This is a genomic window from Ancylobacter sonchi, from assembly GCF_018390695.1.
In the GTDB taxonomy this organism is placed as follows: Bacteria; Pseudomonadota; Alphaproteobacteria; order Rhizobiales; family Xanthobacteraceae; genus Ancylobacter; species Ancylobacter sonchi.
Genome location: NZ_JAHBGF010000010.1, coordinates 44,053 through 68,737 on the forward strand (window position 1 = coordinate 44,053; position 24,685 = coordinate 68,737).

Here is a 24,685-nt window from a genome sequence, read left to right on the forward strand (position 1 = left end):
CGGCCCGGCGAGAGGACGTGCCGTCCTGCTATCCGGCGAGGTGCCGTGGCAGCCGGTGACGCATGCCGGCGGCGTCGGCCTCGACGATGAGGTTGTCGAGCAGCGGCCCGAGGATTTTGAGCGAGGCTGGGGATACGATGTCCTCGTGCGAGCAATGGGCGAGCTTGTGGATGGCGAGCCGGCCCACCCGGTGGCGCCAAACGCCCTCCGGATCGATGCCGGGGAGCATCGACTTGCCGGCGACGAACAGGGTGATCTCTCCGTCGTAATCCTCGGTGGTGGCCTGCGAGAGCAGGGTGACGGCGTCGCGGTAGTTCTCGAAGATGTGGGCGAACATCTCCTCCTTCTCGCGGCGGAACTCGTCGTCCATCACATCGGCCATGGCGTCGTTGATGAAGCGCTCCTGCTCGCGCTCGGCGCCAAGATTGGCTTCCGCGCCCTGCGGGTCGCTCCAGTCGTGCGCCTCGGCCGGATAGGTGTCGAGCAGGCCGAGGAAGCGAACCTCCTCGCCCATGCGCCGCAGCCGCACCGCCATGCCGTAGGCGACCGTCCCGCCGAGCGAATAGCCGAGCAGGTAGTAGGGCCCGTGCGGCTGCACCTCGCGCAGGATGGCGAGTTGGCGCTCGCACGCATCGTCCATGTCGGCGCCCATGGCGATCGGCCCATGCGGGCGCGGCGACTGCAGGCCGATGATCGGCATGTCGGCGCGCAGATAGCGCGACAGCACGCTGTATTGCCAGGAGACCCCCGAGGCCGGGTAGACGCAGATCAGCGGTGCGCCGTGCCCGTCCCTGAGGCGCACCACGAGGTCGAAGCCGCTTTTCGCCATGTCGCCGACCAGTTCGCCGGCGATTAGGTGCTCGGCGAGCCGCGCCACCGTCGGCATCACCACGATCTGTCCCACCGACACCTGCCGCTTCAGGTCGCGGCGGATGCGGGCGGCGAGGCGCATGGCGAGCAGTGAATGGCCGCCAATGGCGAAGAAGTCCTCCTCCGCCCCCACCGCCTCGCGGCCGAGCACGTCGGCGAAGATGGCGGCGAGCCGGGTTTCCAGCCCCTCCGCCGGCGCCCGGCCGCCGATGCCTGCGGCGGCGCGGTCGGGTAGCGGCAGGGCGCTGCGGTCGAGCTTGCCATTGGCCGAGAGTGGTAGGTCCTCCAGCACGAGGATGGCGACGGGAAGCATGTGGCCGGGCAGCGTCGCCTTGAGCGCCTCGCGCATGGCCTCCGGCTCCGGCATGGCGCCGGGCTGCGGCACTACATAGCCGACGATCTGCCGGGCATCGGCGCCATGCATGGCATCGCCGAGCCGGGCAGCATGCGCCACCGCCCGCGCGACGCCCGGCAGGTGCAGCATCTGCGCCTCGATCTCGCCAAGCTCCACGCGCTGGCCGCGGATCTTCACCTGATGGTCGGTGCGGCCGAGATATTCCACCGAGCCGTCCGGCAGCCAGCGAGCGAGATCGCCGGTGCGGTACATGCGGGCGCCGGTGGCGAAGGGATCGGCGACGAAACGCTGGGCGGTGAGGTCGGGACGTCCGAGATAGCCGTCGGCCAGCTGGACGCCGCAGAGATAGAGCTCGCCCGCCATGCCTTCCGGCACCGGCCGCAGCAGATGGTCGAGGATGCGCAGCTGCGTATTCCACACCGGTCGGCCGATCGGAACGCCGCCGCGGCCCTCGATATGCGCGCCGGCGGCCGGGGCGTAGGTGACGTCCACCGCCGCCTCGGTCGGGCCGTAGAGATTGTGAAGACGCGCCTGCGGCAGCAGGGTCGCGAATTGGCGGGCCAGGCTGCGTTCCAGGGCCTCGCCGCTGGCGAAGACGGTGCGCAGGGCGGCGCAGCCCTCGCGGTGCCCGGCCTCGTCGGCGATCAGCCCGAGGAAGATGGCGAGCATGGACGGCACGAAATGCAGGGTGGTGACGCCGTGCCGGGCGATGAGGCCGGCGAGCTCCTCCGGCTCGCGATGGGCGCCGGGCGGCGCCATCACCAGCCGGGCGCCGACCATGTAGGACCAGAAGAACTCCCACACCGAGACGTCGAAGCCGCAGGGGGTCTTCTGCAGCACCACGTCGTCGGCGCCGAGCGGGTATTCGTGCTGCATCCACAAGATGCGATTGACGATGGCGGCGTGCGAGATCACCACCCCTTTGGGCCGGCCGGTGGTGCCGGACGTGTAGAGCACGTAGCAGGGATGGGCCGGGCGCAGCCCGTCATCGGCGGGCAGCTCGCCGGCCTCGCCATCCTCCTTGGCGAGGGCGTCGAAGCGCAGCACGGGCGTGCCCTCGGGCAGCAGGCCGAGCGAGGAGGCGTCGGCGATGATGAGGCGCGGGCCGGCATCCTCCAGCATGAAGGCGAGCCGCTGCGGCGGATAGCTGAGGTCGAGCGGCAGGAAGGCGGCTCCCGCCTCCACCACGCCGAGCAGCGCCAGGCTGAGGCGTGCCGAGCGGGGCAGCGCCACCGCGACCACGTCGCCCGGCCGGACGCCGGACGCCCGCAGCCGTCCGGCGAGGGCGAGCGTCTGGTGGCGCACCTGCCGATAGCTGAGGCTGTTCTCGGCATCGACGAGCGCCGCCGCCTCGGGCGTGCGCGCGGCCTGCGCCACCAATAGGTCGCGCAAGGTGAGCGCCGGCAGCGGCCGGACGGTGGCGTTGATGGCTGCGATGCGGGCCTCGTCCTCGGCGGTGGTCAGCGGCAGGCCGGCGACGGTGGTCGTGGGACGTGTCACCAGCGCCTCCAGCACGCCGGCGATGCGGCGGGCCAGCGCCGCCCCGTCGGCGACGGCGCCGCGATTCTCGACCAGCAGCGTCAGGCGCCGGCCGGGCAGCACCAGCAGCGCCAGCGGATAATGACTGTAGCCACGGTTGCGGATGTCGCGCACCGCGACGCCGCCGAGGTCGTGGCCGATATAGTCGCTGTCGGGATAGTTCTCGACTACCAGCAGCGTGTCGAACAGCGCGCCGCTGCCGGCGATCTCCTGGATCTCGCCGAGGCTCAGGCCGTCATGCTCCATCAGTTGGGCGTGCTGGGCCTTCAGCGCCTCCATCTCGTCCCACAGCGCGGCATGCGGTTCGAGGCGAACGCGGATCGGCACGGTGTTGAGGAATAGGCCGACCTGCTCGCCTATGCCGGGTATCTCGGCCGAGCGGCCGGAGACCGGGGTACCGAACACCACCTCGTCGCGCCCGGCCATGGCGCCGAGCACCGCTCCCCACACGGCCTGCATGACCATGTTGAGCGTCAGCCCGCGCCGGCGCGCCTCCGCCAGGAGGAGAGCGCTGTGCTCGGCCGAGAGCGCGACCTCGTGCTCCTCGACGGTCGCCGTCGGTGAGAGATGGTCGAACAGCGTGCAGGGGCGGACACCGGACAGTGCTTCCGCCCACACCGCGCGGCTTGCCGAGCGGTCGCGGGCGGCAAGCTGGCGCACCACCCGGTCATAGCCGATCGCCAGCGGCGGTAGCGGCGCGTCACCGCGATAGGCCTCCGTGAGGTCGCGTAGCAGCAGCGGGGTCGACCAGCCGTCGATCATCAGGTGGTGCACGAGGATCAGCAGGACATGCCGCTCCGACGAGAGGCGGATGAGCTCGGCATGGATGAGCCGGCAGAAGGCCGGCGCCACCAGCGCCCGCTCGATCGTCGCAGCCTCCAGCTTGGCCAGCGCGCTTTCCAGTTCCCCGCCTTCCAGTGTCGACAGGTCGTGCTCGGCCATTGGCCAGAGCGGGCCTTCCTCCGGGAGCGGCGGCACTGCCAGCAGCGGCTCCTCGCCGGCGGTGTCGAACACCCCGGCGAGCTGGGGATGGCGCCGCAGCACGGCGTCGAAGGCGCGATGCAGGCGGGCGGCATCGAGACGGCCGTCGAGTTCCAGCCGGGTGAAGGCGTTGTAGTTCTCCGCCTGCCCGCCGGTTGCGGCATGGAACAACATGCCCTTCTGGGTGGAGAGCGCCGGCAGCACTGCGGCGATCGCGCCATAGCGGGCGCGCAGTGCCATGACCTCTACCGGCGAGGCAGCCTCGGCCGTGCCGGGCGCGTCCGCCGCCTCGGCGGCGAGCGGGGTGAGCGCACGGGCCATGCGGCGCGGGTCGCGGGCCAGGAACACGTCGCGTGGGCGCAAGAGATAGCCCTCGGCCCGTAGCGCGTTGCACAGCACGATGGCACTGATACTGTCGCCGCCAAGGGCGAAGAAGTCGCTCTCCGCGCCTACCGCCGACAGCTTGAGGGCGCGGGCCATGGAGCGCGCCACTCGCATCTCCTCCGGGGTGGAGGGCAGCGTCTCGACGCGGGCGGTGGGAGCGGGCAGGCGGGCACGGTCGACCTTGCCGTTCACCGAGAGCGGGAAGGCGTCGAGGATCATCACCGCCGCCGGGACCATGTAGTCGGGGAGCCGCTGGCGGAGGCTGTTCCTGAGCTCCTGCGCCTGCTGGTCGCGCTGGCGCGGATCGCCTCGGCGCAGCGTGCAATAGGCGATGAGGCGGTGGCTGTCGTTCACGGCCTCTGCCACGACGAAGGCGGTTTCCACATCGGGGCGGGCGGCGAGCGCCGCCTCGATCTCCGCCGTCTCCACCCGATAGCCGCGCACCTTCACCTGATGGTCGGCACGGCCGATGAACTCCACCCGCCCGTCGGCGGTCCAGCGCACGAGGTCGCCGGTGCGGTACATGCGCTGTCCCGCCTCGAAGGGGTTGGCGACGAAGCGCTCGGCGGTGCGGGCGGCCTGGCCGAGATAGCCGCGCGCCAGTCCCTCGCCGGCGATGTAGAGCTCGCCGACCACCCCGACCGGAACTGGCTGGAGATGGGAATCGAGCACATGCGCACGGGTGTTGCCGATGGGGCGGCCGACCACAGGCTGCGCCGTCTCGTGCACCGGGGCCCGCAACGTGTCGACGGTGTATTCGGTCGGGCCGTAGAGGTTGTGCGCCTGTAGCTCGGGATGCGCGCGCAGGGCGCGCCAGAGCGCCGGCGAGGCCGCCTCGCCGCCAATGAGCAGCACGGTGGGGCGATGAGCGCCTTCCATGAGGCCGGCGCTCATCAGCTGGGCGCAGAAGGAGGGCGGCAGGTCCATGGCGTCGAGGCCGGCCGTGCGCAGATGGGCAACGAGACCGTGGGCGTCGCGGCGCATCTCCTCGTCGATGACGTGAAGCTCCTGGCCGAGCAACAGCCAGAACAGCTGCAGCCAGGAGGAATCGAAGGAGAAGGAATGGGTGTGCGCCGCCCTGAGCGACCGACCCGGATGCGCATGGCGGGCCGCCGCGATACCCGGTGCGTAGATGTCATCCCAGTGGGAGGAGATCAGGTTGATCAGGGCGCCATGGGTGTGCATCACCCCCTTGGGCCGGCCGGTGGAGCCGGAGGTGAACACGATGGCCGCGATGTCATGGGCCGCGACACCTTGGGCGGCAACGTGCTGCGCGGTGGGCTGCACGGACGTCGCGTCCTCGCCCAGCCATGCGCCGGACAGCGCGTCGAGGCGGCTGGCGATCTCCGCTTCGTCGAGGCACAGCACCGGCAAGCCGGCGGGCAGCTGCCACCGGGCGCCACGCGTGGTGAGGACGAGGCGCGGGCGCGCATCCTCGCACATGGCGGCGAGGCGCTCCGGCGGATGGTCTAGGTCGAGCGGCAGGAAGGTGGCGCCGCTTTCGAGAATGCCGAGTAGGCTGGTGACCGTTTCCGCCGCCCGTGGCGCCGCCAGGGCGACGATGTCGCCCGGCCCGATGCCCTCGGCCGAGAGGTGCCGGGCGAGCGCCCGCGCCCGCCCGGCGACCTCGGCGAAGGAGAGCCGTGTCGCCCCGCCGACCAACGCCGTCGCCTCGGGCGTGCGGGCGACCTGCGCGGCGAAGAGGTCGAGGACAGTGCGGGCGCCGTCGAGTGGCGCGACCGTCCGGCCGCTGGCGGCGGCGGCGAGGAGGCGCCCTTCGTGGCCTTCGGTGACCGGAAGCCGGCCGGCCGGCGTCGCGGCGTCGCGGCTGAAGCCGTCGATCAGGCATTCGAGGCGACGGGCGTGGCGGGCGAGATCGTCGCGGCTGTAGCGTCGGGGTTCGCCGCGCAGTTCGAGCTTGATCCGGCCGTCGGCGATGAGCACGCCGAAATCGATGTCGTCCACCGGGCCGACCGCAAGATGGTGGGTGAGGCCGGCGACCGCGCCGAAAGCGAGATCGTAGTCGAAGATACGGTAATTGATGACGGGTCCGTACAGCGCCCGTCCGGAGCCGACCACTCCGAGGTCGCGCTGGATGCGCTCGGCATCGTAGCGCTGATGCCGGCGCGCGTCGCGCAGGGCCTGCTTGACCTGCTCGCCCAATGCGGCGAGCGGCGCCGACGGATCGACCTCGATCCGCACCGGCAGCACGTTCACCGCCGGCACCACCGTGCTCGCCGCCGCCGAGCCCATGCGGCGCATGAAGGGCACGCCGAGCACCTGCGAGGGTGTCGCCGAGACGCGGTAGAGATAGGTCGCCACCGCCGCCATGATGAGGTCGAACACGGCGAGCCGGTGCTCGCGGGCGGTCTCCTCAAGGGCGACGAGGAGGCGGGGCGGCAGGGCATGGGTATGGGTGACCAGGCTGGCGGGTTCTCCGCCCGCCGCCGCCGTGCCGCTCGGCGTGTCGACATGGACGTCGCGCAGCGACAGGTCGCAGGGCGGCGGCAGGTTGCGGCAATAGCCGCGCCAGAACTCCCGGTCGCGGGCGAAGGCGGGAGAGGCGACATAGGCGTCGTGCTCCTCCACCACCGAGGCGGCGTCGGTGAAAGGCGAGGGCGAGGGCGTGTGTCCGGCGAGCCGGGCGGTGTAGATCTCTGCGATCCGGCGGGTGAGGGCGGCGAAGCTGAAGCCGTCCAGCATCAAATGGTGATAGCGTTGGTACCAGAACCAGCGCGGGGCGCCGTCGCTGCCTGTCAGGTTCATCAGCACCTGCCGCGAAAGCGGATGCTCGCCCGCTGCCGGCAGTTCCGTGGCCATGTCCGCCTGCATGAAGGCGCGGGCCGCCGCCTGCGGATCCGCATGGTCGTTGAAATCGAGCCGCTCGATCGGCGGCAGGCGGCTCTCGTCGCCGGCCTCCCGCAGCACCTGCCAGGCCCCGGCCTCGTCGGCGAAGAAGCGGGCCGAGACGGTGTCGGCCTCGCCGAGGCCTTCCGTGATGGACGCCGCCAGCAGCTCCGGGTCGACCGGGCCGGCGAGCTCCACCGCATGGGCGATGAGATAGGCGTTGCCCCGTTCGGCGATCTGGTCGGCGAGCCAGATGCCGAGCTGGGTGCTGACGAGCGGCAGGATGCGCATGGCGGTGTCCTTGCGGGCAATGAAAAACCCCGCCGGCGGGCCTGTGGCGCAGGCCGGCCGGGTGAGAGTCTTCTTCCTCGATATGCGGAGGCGGTCGCGCCGCCGCGGTCAGGTCGGTCGGGCTAGGCCGATATCCGGCGGGTGGCGGGGCTGATGTCCTGCCACTCCCGTTCGATCAGCTGCAGGCAGGAGGCGCGGTCGTCCGGGCCGTGGACGGAGCGCCAGCCTTCCGGCACGTCGCGGAAGGACGGCCACAGGCTGTACTGGCCGTCCGCATTGACGAGAGCCAGGAAGAGGTGACGCTCGTCGTCGAAGGGGTTCAGATGATGGTCGTCCATGACGGAGCCTTCGGTTCGGTACGGATAAAGTCAGGAGCGGCCGGCGCCCTTGCTTTCCAGCAGGGCCCAGAGCGTGCCGAGGGTGAGGCAGCGGGCGAACTCGACGAAGCTCACATCGATGGCCGCCGCCTTCCATTCCGTCACCAGCTGCATGGCGGTGATGGAGTTGAGGCCGTAGTCCATCAGGTTGTCGTCATCCTCCGGTTCCTCGTCGAGGAAGCGCATCAGCTGGACGCGCAGGGCGTCCTTCGACGCCGGTGGCAGATGGGCAGGCTGGGATGCAGCAGTCATCGATACCTCCATAAGGGTGTTTGGCGAGCGGCATGAGCGCATCTACTCGCGCGCCAGCGCCTCCACCGGATTGAGCCGCGCCGCGCGGCGGGCGGGCATGTAGCCGAACAGCACGCCGATGCTCATCGCCGCGACGAGGGCGAGCACGATGGCGGTAAGCTGGAACACCACCGAGAGGCCGAGCACGAGGGACGCGCCGACACCGATGGCAAGGCCGAGCGCGACGCCGACGATTCCACCGCCACCCGCCAGCACGAGGGCTTCGAGCAGGAATTGGCGCAGGATGTCCGCGGCCGAGGCGCCGACCGCGATGCGGATGCCGATCTCGCGCGTGCGCTCGGTGACGTTCATCAGCATGATGTTCATCACGCCGATGCCGCCGACCAGCAGCGAGATGCCGGCGATCATGGCGAGCAGGCCGGCCATCGCCGACTGGGTCTCGGCCACCGCCGCGATGCGGGCCGCCATGTCGTTGATGAAGAAATCTTCCATGCGGTGGCGCTCGCGCAGCGTCTCGCGCACGAGCTGCTTGGTCTCCTCCAGCCGCGCGGTGTCGGCGACGGTGAGCTGGATGCCGCCGAGATCCGTGCTGCCGATCAGGCGGCTCGCCGCGGTGAGCAGCGGCACCACGACCCGGTCGTCGCGGTCGGTGCCGCGCTCGTCGGGCCCCTTCGGAACCAAGACTCCGGTGACCAGGAAGGGGATGTTGTTGGCGAGCACGTAGCGCCCGGACGGGTCCTCCTCGTCCGGGAAGAGCCGGGCGGCCACCGCCGTACCCAGCACGATGACCGGCGCGCCGGCGCGCTCGTCCGCCGGGGTGAAGAAGCCGCCCCTGCGCGTGCCCCACTGGAAGGTCTCGGGATAGGCGGTGGAGGTGCCGAAGGCCTCCGAACGCAGGCTGGTCGCGCCGGCGGTCAGGGTCACGGTGGTCCAGCGGCCCGGCGTCACGGCTTTCACATTGGGCAGCGTGGCCAGCGCCTCGGCGTCGGCGAGCGTCAGGCGCCCGCCGGGCAGGGTCGGATTGTCGTTGTCGGGCATGACGACGATCCAGTCGGTGCCGGTCGCTGCCGCGCGCGCCATCACGTCCCGCCGCGTGCCCTCGCCGATGGCGAGCATCGCCACCACCGCGGCGGTGCCGATGACGATGCCGAGCAGGGTCAGCGCCGTCCGGAACGGGTTGCCCGCCAGCGCGGCGAAGGCGGAGCGCAGCGCCTCGGTGAGCGCGAACAGGCCGGGCGCGTGCCGCTTCGGCCGCTCCTCCCCGCTCCGCTCAAGCATGGCGGGGATCGTCTCGCCACTGTCCGAGACCACGAGGCCGTCGCGGATCTCCACCACCCGCCGGGCGGCGCGCGCGGCCTGCGCGTCGTGGGTCACCAGGATGACGGTGTGTCCCTCGTCGGCGAGCTCGCCGAGCAGCGTCATCACCGCTGCGCCCGAGGCGCTGTCGAGCGCGCCGGTCGGCTCGTCGGCGAGGATGACGGCACCACCGTTCATCAGCGCGCGGGCGATGGAGACGCGCTGCTGCTGCCCGCCGGAAAGCTGGTCCGGTGTATGGTCCAGCCGATCCGCTAGTCCGAGGCGGTCGAGCAGTGCGGTCGAGCGCTGCCGGCGCGTCCCGGCGGGGATGCCGGCATAGACCGCCGGCAGCTCCGCATTGGCGCAAGCGTCGACGCCCGGCAGCAGCAGATAGCGCTGGAAGATGAAGCCGAACACCTCGCGCCGCAGCCGGGCCTGCTCGTTGCGACCGAACGCCCCCGCCTCGCGGCCGTCAAAGCGGTAGCTGCCGGAGGTCGGCCGGTCGAGCAGGCCGATGACGTTCATCAGCGTCGACTTGCCTGAGCCGGAGGCGCCGACGATGGCGACGAATTCACCGCGATTGATGGTGAGATCGACGCCGCACAGCACCTCGGTGGTGACGCTGCCGCGGGTGAAGGCGCGGCGCACGCCGCGAAGCGCGATGAGGGGGACGTGGGAACCAGCTGTCATTGAGTGAAGCGGATGGCGGTCCGCACCTCCTCGTTGCGCTCGCCGACGATGACGTGCTCACCCTCCTTCAGCCCTTCGAGCACCTCGGCCTTGAAGCGGGTGCGCACGCCGACGCGCAGGCGGCGGGTCTCAGGCCTGCCGTCCGCGCCCGGCACGCGGGCGGTGAAGACGTCGGCCTCGCCCTCGACCGGCGCGAGGGCGACCGTCGGCACGACGAGCACGCCGCGCGCACCGGCGGTGACGAAGAAGGTCTGGGCGCTCATCTGCGGGCGCAGCTCGCCTTCCGGATTCGGGACGTCGAACAGCGCCGTGTAGAAGACGACGCCACTATTTGCCGTCGTGCCGCTGCTGGCGCCGGCGCTGCCGCTGGTGCTCGGCCCCGGCAGGATCTGCCGTACCCGGCTTTCCCAGCGCCGTTCGGGGTGGCCGAGAGTGGTGAACCACACGGGCATGCCGAGCTTCAGCTTCGGCACGTCGGCCTCGGCGACCTGCGTCCAGACCGTCATCACCGACAGATCGGCGATGCGCAGCAATTGCGGCGTCTGGTAGGTCGCCACCAGCGTCTGGCCCTGACGGGCCTCCACCGAGACGACGGTGCCGGCCATCGGCGCGTAGACGCGGGTATAGTCCAGCTGCGCGCGGTTCGAGCGCAGCGTGGCGCTCACCTGACGGATCTGCGCCTGCGTCATCTTCAGCTGCGCTGCCGCCGTCTCGGCCTCCATGGCGGCGCGATCGTGTTCCTCGGTGCTGGTGAACTGGTTGCGGACCAGCCGGGCCTGGCGCTCCTCGCGGCTGGCGGCGAAGCGCGCGCGCGCCTCGAGATCGAGGATCTGGGCCTGAAGCCGCGCCAGCTCGGCCTCGCCGGCCTCGACCTGCGCCTCCTGCAGCGCGGAATCGATCTCTGCCAGCAATTGGCCCGCCTCGACCTTGTCGCCCTCGCGCACATGCAGCTTCAGGAGCTGACCGGAGGCCTGGGCGCCGACATCGACATAGTCGCGCGGTTGCAGCTTGCCGAGCGCCGACACGCTCTCCTCGATGTCGCCGCGGGTGACGGGGGCGGTCTCGAAGGCCTCAGCCGGCGTGCCGGCATTCAGCCGGGCATCGGCCAGCAACATCGCTCCACCCGCCGCCAGCCCGATGAGGGCCACGATGCCGGCGGAACGCAGGGCAAGACGGGTTCGGCGGGACGCGGCCATGATGCCTCAGCCCTCTTCCGCGACGGGCCGCGAGGCGGGAAGCGCAGGCTCGACATCGGCGCGCCCCATGGCGTGGAAGCCCAGCGTGAACAGGCCGCCGAGGCCGAGCGCCGCCGCGCCGAGCAGCATGACGCCGGCCCCTGGCAGCAGTTGCGCCAGCGCGCCTATGCCGACCGCGCCGATGCTGTCGCCCGTCACGTCCTGCGCCGCCCACAGGCTGTTGATGCGGCCGAGATAGGCGTCCGGCGTGTGGTCCTGGATGATGGTGTATTGCAGCAGGTTGGCGATGGCGGTGGCATAGCCGTAGACGACGAGGACCGGCATCGCCGCCGCTATATGTCCCGCCGCGCCCAGCGCGACGACGCAGGCAAAAGCCAGCACGCACAGGCCGGACATGGTGAGTTCCGGCCGGTTGAGGCCGCGCGCCCAGCCGCTCAGCAGGGCGCCGAGGGTCGCTCCCACCGGTACGGCCGAATACATGAAGCCGATCTCCAGCGCACCGCCGCCGAAGGTGTTCGTGACCAGCGCCGGGAATAGGATGCGGATGGAGGTGGTGATGGTGAGCAGCGTGCCGATGGCGAACACCATGAGCAGCTTGCGATGGCGGAACAGGAAACCGAAGGCCTCGCCCATCATGCGGAGCGGATGGGTGACTTCCGGCCGCTCCGGCACCATGCGCGGCAGCGACAGCAGGGTGAGCACGGTGGCGAGCGTGCCCGCCGCGGCGATGCCGTAGTTCCATCCGAGGCCGGCGAAGGCGATGACCATGCCGCCGAGTGCGGGGGAGACGATGGTGGCGCAGCGCGTGGCGAGCATGCCGAGGGCGCCGGCCTGCATCAGGTTCTCGCGGCCGGCGATGAAGGGCATGGCCGCCATCAGCGCCGCGACGCCGAGCGCGCCGAAGAAGCCGTCCCAGAAGGCGAGGCCGTAGATGGCGATGAGGGAGGGCGTCTCCAGCAGGCTGTTGGCGGCAAGCCCGAGAAACCCGATCCCGCAGATGGAGCGGGCGAACAGGATCAGCCGGCGGCGGTCATGCAGGTCGGAGAGCACGCCGCCCAGCAGCAGGCCGAGGAACATGCCGAGGCCGTCCAGCGCCGCCACGAGGCCGACCTGCACGCTCGATCCGGTCATCTCGTAGACCTGCACCGGCACGCTCACCGTGAGCATGCCGAGGCTCATCAGCGAGATGGTGCGCGCGATCAGCAGATTGCGGAAATACGCGTTGCGGCGCAGCAGGGAGATGTCCACGAAGAGGCGGGCGCTCACGGCCTGGCGCTCCCCGGATGTCGCCCGGGGGCCGGTCTCGCCAGGACCGGACACCGGCAGAGGGCTTCGCGGCCGGGAGCGAGGGTCCGCCGTATCGGGCGGACTGCGACGTGGCCAAGGCCGGTTCCGGGCATGGGATCACCACTGCTTCTATCGTGCGACGGCATTGCGCGCGCTCCCTTCGCGCGCCGCTGTTTCCGGGCGCGCGAAGGGGCTTCGAGCCCCGGGTTGGACGATAGGCTCGAAAGGGCGCCTCACGGGAGGCAATGTACCCATGTCGAACCGCCGCCGGACATCCGAAGAAGCAGCAAATTTCTTTGAGAGAACGTACGTGTTTGTTATTTCGAGAATGTTTTATTTTTGAAATTGTGAATATAATTGTTATAGATGGTCGAATTTACTTTCTATGATGTGAATTATAGGTCGCATTCTCCAAGCGGAAACTGGCGCTCAGCGGGTGAGAGCGAGCAGTGCGTCGGCCAGAGCGCCACGCCAGATCAGATAGTCATGGCCGCCGGCATATTCGCGATAGCCGACGTGGTAGTCCTTCGCCGTCAGGACGTCGCGCAGATGCCGCGAGGTCTCGAGGATGCCGGCGCTGCCGATCCGGCCGGTCTCGAACAATCCGGCCGTCAGGAAGAAGCGGACATCCCGGCGCGGGGCGGACGCGATCTCGCCGGCGAGATACTCGGCGCGTCCGTCCGAGCCGGGGTCGGGATGCCACCAGAAGGAGCCGGAGAGGCAAATCGCGTTGCCGAAGGCCTCGGGATGGCGCAGCGCCACCGTGGCGGCGGCGAGTCCGCCATAGCTCGATCCGGCAAGGATGGTGCGCTCCGCCGGGATCGCGAAACCGATCTCCCGTTGCACGCGCGGGAGCAGCTCCAGCGCCATGAAGTCGGCGAAGGCGTCGTTGCCGGGCAGTTCGCGCGTGCGCGTCTCGCGGTCGAGCGCGGGAACGAATACCGCGATCACCGGCGGAAGCTCGCCCCGGGCGATCAGTCGGTCGAGGATGGCGGGCGTGTCGACGCGGGAGAGATAGGCTTCGCCGTCGAAGACGAACAGCAGCCGGGTGTCGGCCGCGCCGGCGGCGAGCGATGCGGGACGGTAGAGCGTGACCTCGCGCTCGTTGCCCAACCGGGCGCTTGATACCCGTAGCCGGCTCAATTCTCCGGCGGCGGGCGCCACGCCGTCCTGCCCCGGCTGCCGGGGTGCGTCGGCCAGTTCGAGGAGGGACTCCTGGCTGAAGGCGTCCGGGGCATCGGTGGGAGATGGATGGCGGTTGAACGGATCGGCCTTGGCGGTGGCCAATATGGCCACACGCCGCTCGCGCGCGCTGCCAGGCAGATCGGGGACGTCCGCGGCCAGCTGATAGGCGAGCCGTGTCGAGGTGGGAACGTCGAAGCTCCTGAACCATGTGTCGGACGTGCCGAGCCGTGCCAGCTCCTCGTGGTCGCCGCTCGGCGCGCCGAACAGCCGGACATTGCGCTCGGCGCCCCGCGCCAGGAAGGTGACGATAGCCCGGCCGGCCCCCGCCAGCTCGACCAGCGGCGTGCCCTGGCGGGTGACTTCGGTCCAGAACTCCCCCGTGTCGCCGCCGGCGGCAACATGCGTGGCGAGGGCGGCGATCCGCGGGCTGAGATAGGTGGAAGAGGCAACCTGCCCGGAGCGCGGCACCTGCCGGCCGATCACGAGATCGACCACGGTGCCGGGCTGGCGTGCCGTCGCCTTGAACCGAAGTCCTTCGCTTTCCGCGACCAGATGGAACTCGGCCGGACCGGCGGTGTCGGTGGCGAGCCGCCGGATAGGCACGCCGTCGGCGGCGACGAGGTCGAGATCGAAGCGCCCGGCCGCCGCGCGCACGGTGCCGCGCAGATAGTCGCCGATGGCGGCAGGCCGTTCGAACCACGCGGCCTCGCCGACAGCGAGGGCCGGGCTCGCGGCGGGCTCCGTCCGTTCCAGCCGGATCGGCTCGCCATGCACGCCGATGGGCGCGCCAGAGATGGCCGCGATGGTCAGGCAGAAGCCTGCCATCAGCCGGGCCCGGCCTACCATGTATACCTCAGCGTGCCGGTGACGGTACGGCCCTCGCCATAGAAGCAGGCATAGGCGCTGGCGCAGGAGGCGACATAGGTCTCGTCGGCGAGATTCTTGGCGTTCACCTGCACCTCCACGCCCTTGAGCTTCGGACTCAGCACGGCGAGATCATAGCGCAGCATGGCATCGTAGAGGGTGGCCGAGGGCACGGTGAAGGTATTGCCGCTGTTGCCCCAGCTCTCGCCGATATAGCGGACGCCGCCGCCGATGGTCAGCCCGTTCAGCTTGCCGGTGCTGAAGCTGTAGGTGCTCCACAGGCCCGCCTGGTGCTGGGGAATGCGGGCCGGCGTGTTGCCGACCTGCGAGGCGGTCTTGGAGTCCTCGATGACCGAGTCGACATAGGAGTAGGACGCCACGACGTTCCAGTTGTCGACGATCTCGGCCCGCGCGGACAGTTCGAAGCCTCGATTGTGCACCTCGCCGATCTGGGAATAGACCGTCTGCGCCAGCGTGCTGTTCCACACGCCTTCCACCACGTTGTTCTGCGTGATGTCGTAATAGGCGGCGGTCAGCAGGATGCGGTCGGTCGGCGCGTATTTGACGCCGACCTCGAACTGTTCGGCGGTGGTGGGGTCGAAGGGGTTCTCCCCGGCGAGTGGCGTGTAGAGCGCCGGCTCGAAGGACGTCGAATAGCTCACATAGGGGGCGATGCCGTTGTCGAAGGCATAGAGCGCGCCGAGCCGGTAGGTGAAGGCCTGGTCGTCATAGGCGGTGCTGGTGCCGGTCAGATTGTCGTCGATGGTGGTGTCCGCCCAGTCGTAGCGGATGCCGGCCAGCAGATGCAGCCGCCCGATGGTGATCTGGTCCTGCAGATAGACGCCGGTCTGCCAGGCCGAGAGCGTCTCGTCGCTGTCGACGTCGAGCACGATGCCGGCATAGTCGTAGTTCGAGCCATAGACCGGGTTGTTCAGGCTGATGTCGGGAATGTCGAAATTGTAGCCCCACCAGTAATCGCGCGAGCGGTTGCGGTAGTCGAGCCCGGCGAGGACGGTGTGCTCGGCGGCACCGGTGTTGAAGTCGGCCTGCACCTGGTTGTCGATGGTGAAAATGCCCCAGGTCTCGGTGCCGCCGCTGGCGTTGCGGCTGACCCAGGCTTCGCCGGCATCATCGACGCTGGAACTGCCCCAGGTCAGGGTATGGTGCAGCGTGTCGACCCACAGGTAGCGCGCCTTCTGGCGTACGGTGAACACATTGTTCAGCTCCCGCTCGAACTCGTAGCCGATCCAGGCCTGCTCGCGATTGAAGTCCTCCCAGTCGGGATCGGACACGAAGAAGTTGCGCGAGACATAGCCGTAGCCCTCGATGGGCTCGAGCGTGCCCGCCGCGTCGAGGAAGTTGCGGAAGCCGGCTTCCGGCTCGTACTGGTAGCCGGCGAGAATGGTGAGCGTCGTCTGCGCGTCCGGCGTCCAGGTCAGCGACGGTGCGATGGCGAAGCCCTGCTGCTCGGCGTAATCCTCCTGCAGATCGGTGGTCAGCCCGGTGCCGACGATGCGGTAGCGCCAGTCATCGGTCCCTACCAGCTTGTCGCTGAGGTCGAACGAGCCCTGGAACATGTTGCCGGTGCCGATTGTCAGCTCGACCTGATGGAAAGGTTCGTCGGTCGGCTTCTTGCTCACCATGTTGATGAGGCCGCCGGGATTGAGCTGGCCATAGAGCACCGAGGCCGGGCCGGATATCAGTTCGACCCGCTCCAGCAAATAAGGGTACATCTTGGAATATTCGAGGTCTCCACCGAAGAAGAGGCCGTCGAGATATTTCGGAACGTAATAGAAGCCGCGTACGAAGATCTCGTCGCGCAGATTGGAGGCGCCGCGATATTCGCTGAAGACGCCGGGCGAGTAGCGCAGCGCTTCCGCCACCGATTCCGCCTGCTGGTCCTCTATCTGCTGGCGGGGCACGACCGAGATCGACATCGGCGTGTCGGCGATCGGCGTGTCCGTCTTGGTGCCGGCCGTGCTCTGCTGGGCCACGTAGCCATCCACCGGTCCGTCGCCGCGCTCCTTCGAGCCCTGCACCTGCACCGTGTCGAGCACGATCTCGCTGCCGGTTTCCTGTGCCTGAGCGGCGCCGATGGCGATCAGGCTGGTCGCGCCCAGAAGTGAGGCGCGCAGCAGGAGGGACGACCCGGCGAAGAACGAGAAGGAGCGGACCATGGTTTAGCCTTTGACTGCAGAACCGCGAAGGAGGCCTTTCGGTCCATCCTCCGACTGACTAATCCATGTATAGGGGCGACGGGCATAAGCGTCGACAAAGCCGTACTTCGTAGAAACGGCAAAATCGCTTGCGGAAACGGCGTGTCATTGAGAGGTACATAAGTTTGTAATTGTTATAATGAGTGAACTTGTTAAAAAACTGAGAGTCAGCCTTGAATGATGTGTGTCATATTGCGATTGATCATTCCAAGATGAGCAGAAATGACTTCAGACTGGCATCATGATCGTTGTCTGCCCCTGTGACATGCTCGTCAGCCGGCGCGGTATCCGTGCGAGCCGTCCTCGCGACGGCCGCCCGAAATGCCGTGACGCGGGTCTTGGCAATCGGAGTGGGAGAGAGCGATGAGAGAACGGCGACGCAACGCGGCGCGTATGCGGCGGTGGACGATCGCGCTCGTCCTGCTCGGCTGGTCGGCGGCGGCGCCGGTGACGTTCGCGGCGGACATCCGCGTGCGGCACGCGCAGGGCGAGACCGTGGTGGCCACGCCTCCGAAGACCGCGCTCGTCTTTGATCTCGCGGTGCTCGACACGCTCGATGCGCTCGGCGTCGAGGTGGCCGGCGTGCCGGCCTCGCATGTGCCGGACATTCTCGGCAAATACCGCGAGGCGCGCTACCTGAAGATCGGCTCGTTGTTCGAGCCCGATTTCGAGGCGGTGAACGCGGCAAAGCCCGATCTCGTCATCGTGGCGGCGCGCTCGGCGGCCGTCTATCCGCAACTCGCGCGCCTCGCGCCGACGATCGACCTGACCCTGCCACCGACCGGCATGATCGACGGCGTGCGGGGGAATGTCGCCACGCTGGGCCGCATTTTCGGCAAGGAGCCGGAGGCGGCGGCGCTCGCCGGCGACATCGACCGGGCGGCGGCGCGGGTGCGACAGGCGACGGCGAAGGCCGGCACGGTGCTGATGGTGATGGTAAATGGCGGCAAGCTGACCATCTTCGGGCCCGGTTCCCGCTTCGGCTGGCTCTATGACGAACTCGGCGCGACGCCGGCGGTGGCGCAGGCCGATGCGGCGACGCATGGCGCGGCGGTGTCCTTCGAGTTCATTCTCGCGACCGATCCCGACTGGCTGATCGTGCTCGATCGCGACGCGGCCGTCGGGCATGCCGGCGTCTCGGCTCGCCAGGTACTGGACAATGAGATCGTCGGCGCGACCCGCGCCGCGCGCAGCGGACGGATCGTCTATGTCGATCCCGCCCGCTGGTATCTTGTCGGCGGTGGCGGCCGGTCGTTCGCCGTCATCCTGAACGATCTGGCCGACGCCCTCGCGGCGGCGCATTGAGCGATGCCGCACCCGATGCCGCCCTCCAGCCCTCGGCGCCCAGGCGGCGCGGCGGCGCTCGCCGTCGTGGCGGCGGCGCTGCTCCTGCTTGCCAGCGCCAGCCTGTTCGTCGGAAGCGCCGGGCTCACGCCGCGGGCGGTGCTCGCCGGCGATCCGGCGGCGCTGCGCCTGCTGCTCGCCAGCCGGCTGCCGCGTACCCTGGCCGTGCTGCTCGCGGGCCTGTCGCTCGGGATCGCCGCCGTGCTCATGCAGGTGCTGTTCCGCAACCGGTTCGTCGAGCCGACGACCGCCGGGACGGCGGATTTCGCCGGCCTCGGCCTTGTGCTCGCCGCGATCCTAGCCCCCGGCCTGCCGGTCTGGGGCAAGATGCTGGTCGCCACCGGATTCGCCCTCGTCGGGACGGCGATCTTCCTGCGCATCGTCGGGCGCATCGCCTGGCGCGACGATGCCGTCGTGCCGCTGATCGGGCTGATGCTGGGCGGCGTGGTCGGGGCGGCGTCGGCCTTCCTCGCCTATCGATTCGATCTCGTGCAAATGCTGAGCGCCTGGACGAGCGGAGATTTCTCCGGCGTGCTGCGTGGGCGCTACGAGCTGCTGTGGTTCGCCGGCGGCGTCGCGATCCTTGCCTATGCCGCGGCCGATCGCTTCACCGTGGCGGGTCTCGGCGAGAATTTCAGCACCAATCTCGGGCTCGACCATCGGGCGACCGTGCGTGCCGGCCTCGCCGTCGTCGCGCTGGTCACCGCCAGTTGTACCGTTACGGTCGGCATGGTGCCGTTCCTCGGCCTCATGGTGGCGAACGGCGTCTGCCTGGTCATGGGCGACAATCTGCGGCGGTCGCTGCCCTGGATCGCCCTGGCCGGCGCGGCCTTCCTGCTGCTCTGCGACATGGCCGGGCGCCTGGTCCACTTTCCCTATGAGATTCCGGTCGGCACGGTGGCCGGCGTGGTCGGCAGCGGACTGTTCCTGCAGATGCTGCTGTCGCGGCGTGTGCGCCTTGGTTGAACCGCGCGCGCTCCGGGCGGGCGGGCGGCTGCTGGCGCTGGCCTTCGTCGCCGTCCTCGCCGGCGTCGCCTTCCTCACCGTTGGGGCGAAGGGCGACTGGGGCTTCGTGCTGTCGCTGCGGGGAGGAAAGCTGGCGGGAATGGTGCTGGTGGGCGTTGCGATCGCGGTCTCCACCGTCCTGTTCCAGACTGTCACACGCAACCGTCTGCTGACGCCCTCCGTGATGGGCTTCGACGCCCTCTATGTGGCGCTGCAGACCGCGATCGTGTTCGCGTTCGGTGCCCATGGGCTGGCCGGGATCGACCCGCAGCTGCGGTTCCTGCTGCATGTGCTGCTGATGCTCGTGGTGACGGGGGCGCTGTTCCACGGGCTGATCGCACGGACCCGGGGCGACCTGCATCTGCTGCTGCTGAGCGGCGTGGTGTTCGGCCTGTTCTGCCGCAGCCTGACCGGCTTCATGCAGCGCGTGCTCGATCCGAACGAGTTCGCGGTGCTGCAGGGGCTCGTCTTCGCGCGCTTCAACACCATCGAGGTCACGCTGCTGCCGGTCGCCGGCGCGGCGCTGCTCGCGGTGCTGCCACTGGTGTGGCGGCTCGCCCCGGCGCTCGACGTGCTGGCTCTGGGCCGCGACGTGGCGATCGGCGTCGGCCTCGACCATGATCGCATCCAGCGCCGGACCGTCGCGCTGGCCGCCATTCTCGTCTGCGTCTCGACGGCGCTGGTGGGGCCGGTGCTGTTCCTCGGCATCCTCGTCAGCAATCTCGCCTATCGCCTGCTGGCCAGCGAACGGCATCGCGATACGCTGCCCGCCGCCGCGCTGATCGCGGTGACCGTGCTCATCGGCGGCCAGACCCTGATGGAGCGGGTGGTCGGCCTCGACATACCGCTCGGCGTGGTCATCGATTTCGTCGGCGGCGGGGTGTTCCTGCTTTTGCTCATGCGGAGCCAGCGCGAATGATCGAGATCGAAGGGCTGAGCATGGACCGTGACGGCGTGCGGGTGCTGGACGATGTCTCGCTGCAGATTCCCGACCGCAGCCTCACCATGCTGATCGGTCCCAACGGCGCGGGAAAATCGACGCTGCTGGGCCTGATCGCCCGTCTGCTGCGGCCGAGTGCCGGCCATGTGCGGGTGGACGGGCTCGACGTCTTTCGCGCCGCCTCCGATGCGGTGGCACGCAAGCTCGCCATCCTCCGGCAGGAGAACCACATCCTGCCCCAGCTCACCGTCGAGGAACTGGTGGGCTTCGGCCGCTACCCGCACAGCCGGGGCCGGCTGGCTGCGGAGGACCGTCGACAGATCGCCGATGCGCTGCACCGTGCCAACATCGCCGCGCTCGCCGGACGGCGGCTGTTCGAACTGTCCGGAGGCCAGCGCCAGAGAGCCTTCCTCGCCATGGTGCTGGCACAGGATACGCCCTATCTGCTCCTCGACGAGCCACTGAACAATCTGGATCCCCGGCAGGCGATCAGCATGATGCAGGTGCTCCGCCGCGCCGTGACCGATCTGGGTAAGAGCATCGTCATGGTGGTGCATGACGTGAACTGCGCCTCGTTCTATGGCGACCGGATCGTGGCGATGAATGCCGGCCGCCTCGTCGCCATGGGATCGCCGAAGGACATTGTCGTGCCATCGACGCTCAGGATGATCTACGGCGTCGACATGTCGGTGCACGAGGTCGGCGGAGCGCGGATCGTCCAGCCCTTTTCCTGAGCTCGCGATGGCGGGGGCCGAGCCGTTCGAACCGTTCATTCCGCGAGAGAGCCTCTCCTTGGTCAGGAGCGGGGGCAACGCCCGTGAAGGCCAGGGGCAATGCCGTCGCCCGGACGGTTCCGCTTCGCGCAGCGTGCCGTCGGACCTTCCATTCACGCACATTACAGCGTCACGGCCATCCGCAGGCCGATGACGCTGGCGTCCCTGATGGCCGCGCTCGGATCGTCGGGATCGGGCGCATTGCCGCCGGGGTGGAAAACGTACTGGAAGAAGGGTTGCACCGACAGCCAGGGCGTGACCGCCGCCTGATAGGTAATCTCCAGCACCGCCTCATAGTCCGGCACGGGCCCCACTACGCCGGAATAGGCGTTGGTTGCCCGCGCGAGGTCGGAGGCGCCACCGCTCATATGAGCATAGGCGAAGCCGACGCCGAAAATGTCGCTGTCGCGGCCGGGGAATAGTCCCGTATAGGCCAGACCGGCATCCACGTACCAGTTGATCTGGTTGCGGTCCGACAATGGCGTGAAGGTCGTGCGCGCAAATCCCGAGAGCCCCTGGCCGGCCGCGCCCGGCTCGCTCCAGAGCGACTGGTCGACCACGACATAGAAGGCATAGTTTCCCGTCTCGTTCCTCGGCGTTCCCGATGAGAGCGGGCTGGCGAGCGATGCGCCGTTGCTCGCGATCGCCAGATCGTCAAAGCTTTCCGAATTGTACCAGGCGCCGATCTTGTAGGTTCCCGCAAGTCGGTAGTCGTTCCTGCCGGGCGTGAAAGCATAGGTGAGTTCCGCGATGGCGAGCACGCCGCCGGCGGAAAAGGTACTCCCATCGGGAGAGCCCTCGAATATCGCCGTCTGGATGGTCCAGGCGCTGTCAGGCCTGACGATGAGCTGCGCGCCGGGAACCGCATTTGGATAGGCCGGCCCTCCACCGGGAAGGTCGACCGCAAAGCTGCCCGGAAAGCCGAAGGTGGAGTTCACGAACACGCCGGCCGTCTCGCTGATCACGAAATTCTGGTCCGCCAGAATGCGCCCGACCTTGATCGCCAGCACATCGTTCAGCAGGCTTTGCTGGAACCACAATTCGCCAAGATACCAGCCGTCCGGCGCTTCGACCGAAGTGACGGTCAGCAGGTTGCCGATGTCGTATTGCGACAACCCGTGCCCCTGGACGCCATAGGCCGCCACGTGGACGTTGCCGCCCTTCCAGCCGATGAGCTTTTCCAGATCGATGTCGATTTCGGGCTGGAACAATCCGTCATAGGCACTTCCTTGCCGGATGCCGCCCGAAGGGTTGGCGAGAAAATCGCTGGTCTGGGTGAGCGTGATCGTCACGCCTTTGTTTTCCAGCGCCGTCCTTGCGCCTCCCCAGTCGCCGGTGAGCGTCGAGCGGGTGAGAACATCGTTCCAACTGGAGCCGTCCGGCTCGTCGGCCGCCAGCCCTGTCGTGGAGCAGGTGAGAATGCAGGCGATCGACACCATCGCCTTGGCTGAAAAATCCGTCATTCCGCGACCGAGGCGGCAGCCTGGCAGGTGCGCCCATGACCTTCTCTGCGCGGGAAACACCATGGCCTGCCTTCTCATGCGCGAAACGCGAAGCAGTCCGGAACGTCCTGAAGGTCCGCTGCGATGCGAATTGACAGGTTCCTTTCAAAATGAACCTTGGTCAATAGGATGAGTCTCAGTCATGCATGTCATCCAATAAACTGTAATTGGTAAAATTATTATCGAAATATAACGTCGATCATATGTTTGATTTGACGTTTCCGGCGTGATTTCCTCGATCTGTCTGCTGCGAACACTTATCGCGTCGTGGTTGATCTGGCCTGCAACCACACGGTGCGTCCTTCGATCCGAGACGGGATCGAATGAAAGATTATGGGGAAATTCATGGTCAGCGAAAAGCTGAAGGACAAGCTCAACGAGCTTCTCAACGGTGAGATGGAAGCTCACCACATCTATACGCAGGCTGCGGCATGGTGCTCGGCGAACTCCTTCGAAGGGGCGACCAAGTTCTTCCTCGGCCATGCCAAGGAGGAACTCGGCCATATGCTGAAGTTCTTCGAATTCCTCGACGATCTCAGCGCGCCGATCAGCCTCCACGGTCACCAGCGCCCGATCATCGAGGCGTCCGACATCCGTGCGCTGTTCCTGGCGATCCAGGAAGAGGAGCGCAAGGTGACGCGCCATATCGTCGAGGCCATCGCGATATCCCGCGAGGAGCACAGCTACGAGACCGACGCCTTCCTGCAGTGGTTCGCCCACGAGCAGCACGAAGAAGAGAAGCTGTGCCGGAAGATTCTCGACCGGATCGATCTCATCGGGAAGGGCCCGCACGCCAACTACTATATCGACCGCGAACTCGCCGCGCTCGCCGCCAGCGGATGAGCCATGCGTGCCGCGCGTGCCGAGATGGTGGCGCGGCACGGTTCGGGGGCGCTGCAAGGACGTGTTTCGGAAACGGGACTGGAACATGAGACGTGCCTTTGCGTGCGCAGCCACGATCGTCGCGTTCGTTGGACTCGCATTCTTGCGGGCGGGTACGGCTACGGCTCAAACAGGCGATCCCATCGCCGCCCGCCAGGAGGCGATGGGGGAACTATCCGAGGCCCACAAGGCGGCATCCGCGATGGTCAAGGGGCACGTACCCTATGACGAGCAGGCGGCTGCCGCGGCCATGGACTCCATCTCCGCCATGGCAGTGAAGCTGCCGGCCATGTTTCCCTATGGCAGCGAGAGCGGCGAGGGGACGCGCGCATCTCCGGCGATCTGGCAGAACTTCGCCGATTTCTCCGCCTACATCTCCCGGCTTCAGGCAACGGCAGCCGCCGCCGCCACCGCCGCGCCTAACGGGCCTGCGGCTTTTGCACCGGCCTATGATGCTCTGGCGGCAACCTGCAAAGCCTGCCATGCGGCGTATCGTGTGAACCCGGCGGGCGAGCCCGACCCGCTGGCCGCCCCCTAGGACGATCGGAACGAATGATAGTCACACGAGCAGCTGGCAACGCCGCACCCGGCGATCATCATTCGCTCGCGATGGCAGGTTCGAGGGCATGAACAGCGGAAAAGGCCACAGCCTATGGCGTGGCATTCTGTTCATGCTGATCGCGTCGGCCTGCGCCTCGCTGCTGGCGATCCTCACGGTCTATACCAAATTCGTCCCTCCGGCGGTTGTCGCCAGCGCCCATATCGTGCTGCCGGTGCTGATCGTTGCGCTGATCGCCGACCGATCGGTGTGGGCGGGCATCCTGGCGCCTTCGCTGCGCCCGGCCTTGGTTCGCGCCTGTTTCGTGGCAGGGGGACAGATCCTTCACGTACTTGCCCTTTTCGAAGGCCAGCTCGCCAAGGTGGTCCTGCTGCACCACATCTCGCCGTTGCTGTTTCCCTTGCTGGCGTGGGCGTGGCTTGGAGAGAGGATGGGCCGTCTCACCTTGGTCGGCCTGCTTTTCGGGTTTACCGGCCTGCTCGTCGTGTTGCAGCCATGGGAAGGCGCCTCGCTCGCGCTGGACTTCGCGACGATCGCGGCACTCTGCTCGGGAGTGGCCGCGACCATCTCGAAACTGCTGCTCTACAAGATCGCCCGCACCTATGATCAGAGTGCGCGGACCACGTTCATCCAGACCTTCGGTCTCGCGGCTATCCTGTCGCTGCCGCTCGCCGTCTACGCAATCCTCAGTCCCGGGGAGACGCGTGTCGCCCATTCCGCGCCGGAGATGAACGGCGAGCAACTGGTTATCGTCGTGATCGCCGCCTTCATCGCCATGGCCGTGGTGGCCATCGTCGATCAGCTTTTGACCGACTGCGCCTACCGCCTGCTGCCGAATGCCGAACTGATCGGGCCGTTCATGTATATGGCCGTGCTGTTCTCGATGCTGTTCGACTGGGTCTTCCTCGACCGTGTCCCGGGTACGCCGCTGATTGTCGGCGCCGGTCTGGTGGTCGTCGGCGCCACCCTCGCGATCAAGTCGGCGCAGGATGGCTTGCAGCGTCGCGTGAACGTGGAGGATGCCCTCGAATAGCCCTTCGGCTGCCGTGG

General features: G+C 68.3%; 16 protein-coding genes. 7 read left to right on the forward strand and 9 right to left on the reverse strand.

Annotation, left to right across the window (positions count from 1 at the left end):
* Positions 1-28 precede the first annotated feature (28 nt).
* From KHC28_RS01775 to KHC28_RS01810, 8 genes are all read right to left on the reverse strand, one after another.
* Complete coding sequence (locus KHC28_RS01775; RefSeq protein WP_214006614.1) at positions 29-7,267, reverse strand: non-ribosomal peptide synthetase; 7,239 nt, start codon at positions 7,265-7,267, stop codon at positions 29-31.
* A 122-nt stretch (positions 7,268-7,389) separates the two neighbouring features.
* A complete protein-coding gene (locus tag KHC28_RS01780) occupies positions 7,390-7,605 on the reverse strand; it encodes an MbtH family protein (RefSeq protein ID WP_214006615.1) in 216 nt (71 codons plus the stop codon).
* 30 nt (positions 7,606-7,635) lie between these two features.
* Positions 7,636-7,896 (reverse strand): phosphopantetheine-binding protein, encoded by a 261-nt coding sequence (locus KHC28_RS01785; RefSeq protein ID WP_214006616.1) that lies wholly within the window; start codon positions 7,894-7,896, stop codon positions 7,636-7,638.
* 42 nt (positions 7,897-7,938) lie between these two features.
* Positions 7,939-9,882: an ABC transporter permease gene (locus tag KHC28_RS01790; protein WP_214006617.1), complete on the reverse strand. Its 1,944-nt coding sequence runs from the start codon at positions 9,880-9,882 to the stop codon at positions 7,939-7,941.
* Entirely contained in the window at positions 9,879-11,078 is a 1,200-nt protein-coding gene (locus tag KHC28_RS01795; protein ID WP_214006618.1) for an efflux RND transporter periplasmic adaptor subunit, read from the reverse strand. The genes KHC28_RS01790 and KHC28_RS01795 overlap by 4 nt, the downstream gene beginning before the upstream one ends.
* 6 nt (positions 11,079-11,084) lie before the next feature.
* A complete protein-coding gene (entS, locus tag KHC28_RS01800; protein ID WP_214006619.1) occupies positions 11,085-12,344 on the reverse strand; it encodes an enterobactin transporter EntS in 1,260 nt (419 codons plus the stop codon).
* A 450-nt stretch (positions 12,345-12,794) separates the two neighbouring features.
* The gene (locus KHC28_RS01805; protein ID WP_214006620.1) at positions 12,795-14,396 is read right to left on the reverse strand and encodes an alpha/beta hydrolase-fold protein; all 1,602 of its coding nucleotides are present in this window, start codon (positions 14,394-14,396) and stop codon (positions 12,795-12,797) included.
* Positions 14,390-16,591, reverse strand: a complete 2,202-nt coding sequence (locus KHC28_RS01810) for a TonB-dependent siderophore receptor (RefSeq protein ID WP_214006621.1) — start codon at positions 16,589-16,591, stop codon at positions 14,390-14,392. The genes KHC28_RS01805 and KHC28_RS01810 overlap by 7 nt, the downstream gene beginning before the upstream one ends.
* 402 nt (positions 16,592-16,993) lie before the next feature.
* Between KHC28_RS01810 and KHC28_RS01815 the strand changes: the two genes are divergently transcribed.
* The 4 genes from KHC28_RS01815 to KHC28_RS01830 are packed head-to-tail and all read left to right on the forward strand — an operon-like array spanning position 16,994 to position 20,653.
* Positions 16,994-17,935 (forward strand): siderophore ABC transporter substrate-binding protein, encoded by a 942-nt coding sequence (locus KHC28_RS01815; RefSeq protein ID WP_214006622.1) that lies wholly within the window; start codon positions 16,994-16,996, stop codon positions 17,933-17,935.
* Positions 17,936-17,950: 15 nt separating this feature from the next.
* On the forward strand, positions 17,951-18,940 hold the full coding sequence (locus KHC28_RS01820; protein WP_214006623.1) for an ABC transporter permease: 990 nt from the start codon (positions 17,951-17,953) through the stop codon (positions 18,938-18,940).
* On the forward strand, positions 18,933-19,898 hold the full coding sequence (locus KHC28_RS01825) for an iron chelate uptake ABC transporter family permease subunit (RefSeq protein WP_230362469.1): 966 nt from the start codon (positions 18,933-18,935) through the stop codon (positions 19,896-19,898). The genes KHC28_RS01820 and KHC28_RS01825 overlap by 8 nt, the downstream gene beginning before the upstream one ends.
* On the forward strand, positions 19,895-20,653 hold the full coding sequence (locus KHC28_RS01830; protein ID WP_214006625.1) for an iron ABC transporter ATP-binding protein: 759 nt from the start codon (positions 19,895-19,897) through the stop codon (positions 20,651-20,653). The genes KHC28_RS01825 and KHC28_RS01830 overlap by 4 nt, the downstream gene beginning before the upstream one ends.
* Before the next feature lie 161 nt (positions 20,654-20,814).
* Here KHC28_RS01830 and KHC28_RS01835 read toward each other — a convergent pair whose 3' ends face one another.
* Positions 20,815-22,131: a carbohydrate porin gene (locus KHC28_RS01835; RefSeq protein WP_214006626.1), complete on the reverse strand. Its 1,317-nt coding sequence runs from the start codon at positions 22,129-22,131 to the stop codon at positions 20,815-20,817.
* 408 nt (positions 22,132-22,539) lie between these two features.
* Here KHC28_RS01835 and KHC28_RS01840 point away from each other — a divergent pair, with 408 nt between their 5' ends.
* The 3 genes from KHC28_RS01840 to KHC28_RS01850 all read left to right on the forward strand — a co-directional run bounded on the left by KHC28_RS01840 (position 22,540) and on the right by KHC28_RS01850 (position 24,668).
* Complete coding sequence (locus tag KHC28_RS01840; RefSeq protein WP_214006627.1) at positions 22,540-23,037, forward strand: ferritin; 498 nt, start codon at positions 22,540-22,542, stop codon at positions 23,035-23,037.
* 85 nt (positions 23,038-23,122) lie between these two features.
* On the forward strand, positions 23,123-23,614 hold the full coding sequence (locus KHC28_RS01845; RefSeq protein WP_214006628.1) for a c-type cytochrome: 492 nt from the start codon (positions 23,123-23,125) through the stop codon (positions 23,612-23,614).
* Positions 23,615-23,702: 88 nt separating this feature from the next.
* Positions 23,703-24,668 (forward strand): DMT family transporter, encoded by a 966-nt coding sequence (locus KHC28_RS01850; protein WP_214006629.1) that lies wholly within the window; start codon positions 23,703-23,705, stop codon positions 24,666-24,668.
* Positions 24,669-24,685: the final 17 nt, after the last annotated feature.